The organism is uncultured Planktosalinus sp. (assembly GCF_963973675.1).
Classification (GTDB): domain Bacteria; phylum Bacteroidota; class Bacteroidia; order Flavobacteriales; family Flavobacteriaceae; genus Planktosalinus.
Map to the genome: position 1 here is coordinate 1 of NZ_CAXBAN010000371.1, position 2,624 is coordinate 2,624.

Sequence of the window (2,624 nt, forward strand, 5' to 3'; positions counted from 1 at the left end):
TCTTAAAGTAGGTGATAAAGTAAAAGGAAAAGTAGTCGTTATTGCAGATTACGGTGCTTTTATTGAAGTTGCCGATGGTGTTGAAGGATTAATTCACGTCAGCGAAATGTCTTGGTCAACTCACTTGAGAAGTGCTCAGGATTTTGTAAACGTTGGAGATGAAGTTGAAGCGGTGATTCTTACTTTAGATAGAGAAGAGCGTAAAATGTCGCTTGGTATCAAGCAATTGACTCCAGACCCTTGGACAGATATTACTAGCAAATTCCCAGTAGGTTCAAGACATAAAGGTGTTGTGAAAAACTTCACAAACTTTGGAGTGTTTGTTGAACTGGAAGAAGGGATAGATGGTTTGATTTATATATCAGATCTTTCCTGGACCAAGAAAATCAAACACCCAAGTGAATTCACCAATGTTGGAGATACACTGGAAGTGGTTGTACTTGAGTTGGATGTTGAAGGACGTAAGTTGAGCTTAGGTCACAAGCAAACTGAAGAAAATCCTTGGGATAAATATGAAACCGAATTTGCACTTGGAACCAAACATACAGCAAAAATCACTGAACTAGTTGACAAAGGAGCAACAGTTGAGTTTAATGAAGATGTTGTTGCATTTGTTCCTGCCCGCCACCTAGAAAAAGAAGACGGAAGCAAATTAGGAAAAGGTGAAGAAGCAGAATTCCAAATCATTGAATTCAATAAAGAATTCAAGAGAGTGGTAGCTTCTCACACTGTAATTTTCAGAGAAGAAGAAGCAAAAATCCTTAAAGATGCTGTGAAAAAGCAAGCAGACACTGCTGCCGAATCTAAACCAACTTTAGGAGATGCTAATGAAAAATTACAAGCATTGAAAGATCAAATGGACAGTAAAAAATAAATTTAACATCCATTGAATCATATTAAAAAGGCTGTCTGTATAGACGGCCTTTTTTATTTCAATTAACTAAAAATTGAAAATATCGGTTGGTTTTTTTTATGTACTTTTGTTCAAGATAAATTCACACCCTTCATGAGTCAAAAAGTGTTGCTTAACGAAACAGAAGTTCATATTGCACTTCACCGGTTAGCCTGCCACTTAATTGAAAATCATGACAACTTTCAGAATTCGGTTTTAATAGGTCTTCAACCCAGAGGGTCCTTTTTGGCCAATCGTTTAAAATATATTTTAGTAAACGATTATAAAATCAAAAATATTAATTTAGGATATTTAGATATTACCTTTTTTAGAGATGATTTTAGAAGGGGAGGAAAGCCACTAGAAGCCAATAAAACACAGATTGATTTTCTTGTAGAAGATAAAAATGTTATTTTAATTGACGATGTGCTTTATACAGGAAGAAGTATCCGTGCAGCATTAACAGCCATACAATCATTTGGAAGACCATTAGGTATAGAGTTATTAACTTTGATAGACAGACGATTTAGCAGGCATTTGCCTATACAACCTGATTATCGTGGTAGACAAGTAGATGCCATCAATGAAGAAAAAGTAAAAGTATGCTGGAAAGAAAATGAAGGGGAGGATGCTGTTTATTTAGTGAGTTAATGTTTTTTACTGAACTTTGATATCCTTTAGAGGCCAAAACATATCCAAAGACTTTGAAATAAATAGTTGAAAAATATAAATAAAACAATTAAATAATGAGTGAGTTAAGTGTAAAACACTTATTAGGAATTAAGTATCTCACACCCGCAGATATCCATCTTATTTTTGAAACGGCCGATCATTTTAAAGAGGTTATAAACCGTTCAATAAAAAAAGTTCCTTCTTTGAGAGACATTACCATTGCCAATTTATTTTTTGAAAACAGTACTAGAACCAGACTTTCATTTGAATTGGCTGAAAAACGTCTTTCAGCAGATGTGGTTAACTTTTCAGCTGCTTCATCTTCGGTTAAAAAGGGAGAGACACTCATTGACACCGTCAATAACATTCTTTCGATGAAAGTAGATATGGTTGTGATGCGTCATCCAAACCCAGGAGCAGGAGTTTTTTTGTCACAACATATTAATTCAAGTATTATTAATGCCGGTGACGGAGCTCATGAGCATCCAACCCAAGCCCTATTGGATTGCTATTCCATTAAAGAAAAACTTGGTGATGTAGCCGGAAAAAAAGTAGTGATTGTAGGTGATATTCTTCACTCACGGGTAGCATTGTCAAATATTTTTGCGTTACAATTACTTGGAGCAAAAGTTAAGTTATGTGGACCTAAAACACTTATTCCTAAATATATAAAATATTTAGGTGTTGAGGTAGAGTACAATTTGAGACAAGCATTGGAATGGTGTGATGTAGCCAATATGCTTAGAGTGCAAAACGAGCGAATGGAAATCAGTTACTTTCCTTCTGTAAGGGAATACACCCAGCAATATGGAATTAATAAAGTCCTGCTTGACACACTTAAAAAAGAAATAGTTATTATGCACCCTGGTCCTATCAATCGTGGTGTGGAAATAACTAGTGATGTGGCAGACTCCAAACAATCTATCATTTTGAATCAGGTTGAAAACGGTGTTGCTATAAGGATGGCTGTAATATATTTGCTGGCTTCAAAAATAAAACATAATGAAAGTTAATAAACGTAATAATTTTCAGCTTATAGAAGATGAAAAAGATAATGTTG

Annotated in this window: 3 protein-coding genes; all 3 read left to right on the forward strand. The window is 34.8% G+C overall.

What is annotated here, in order from left to right; translation table 11 throughout:
- The coding region (locus AACY61_RS12155) for a S1 RNA-binding domain-containing protein (RefSeq protein ID WP_339611841.1) at nt 1-874 on the forward strand (874 nt) is incomplete at its 5' end.
- 132 nt (nt 875-1,006) lie between these two features.
- Nucleotides 1,007-1,543: a bifunctional pyr operon transcriptional regulator/uracil phosphoribosyltransferase PyrR gene (gene pyrR, locus AACY61_RS12160; RefSeq protein ID WP_339611842.1), complete on the forward strand. Its 537-nt coding sequence runs from the start codon at nt 1,007-1,009 to the stop codon at nt 1,541-1,543.
- Between the two features lie 95 nt (nt 1,544-1,638).
- Nucleotides 1,639-2,577 (forward strand): aspartate carbamoyltransferase catalytic subunit, encoded by a 939-nt coding sequence (locus AACY61_RS12165; RefSeq protein ID WP_339611843.1) that lies wholly within the window; start codon nt 1,639-1,641, stop codon nt 2,575-2,577.
- Nucleotides 2,578-2,624: the final 47 nt, after the last annotated feature.

Excerpts from the sequence above, each read along its gene's own strand:
- pyrR (WP_339611842.1), top strand. The coding sequence starts at position 1,007 with ATGAGTCAAAAAGTGTTGCTTAACGAAACAGAAGTTCATATTGCACTT.
- AACY61_RS12165 (WP_339611843.1), top strand. The coding sequence starts at position 1,639 with ATGAGTGAGTTAAGTGTAAAACACTTATTAGGAATTAAGTATCTCACA.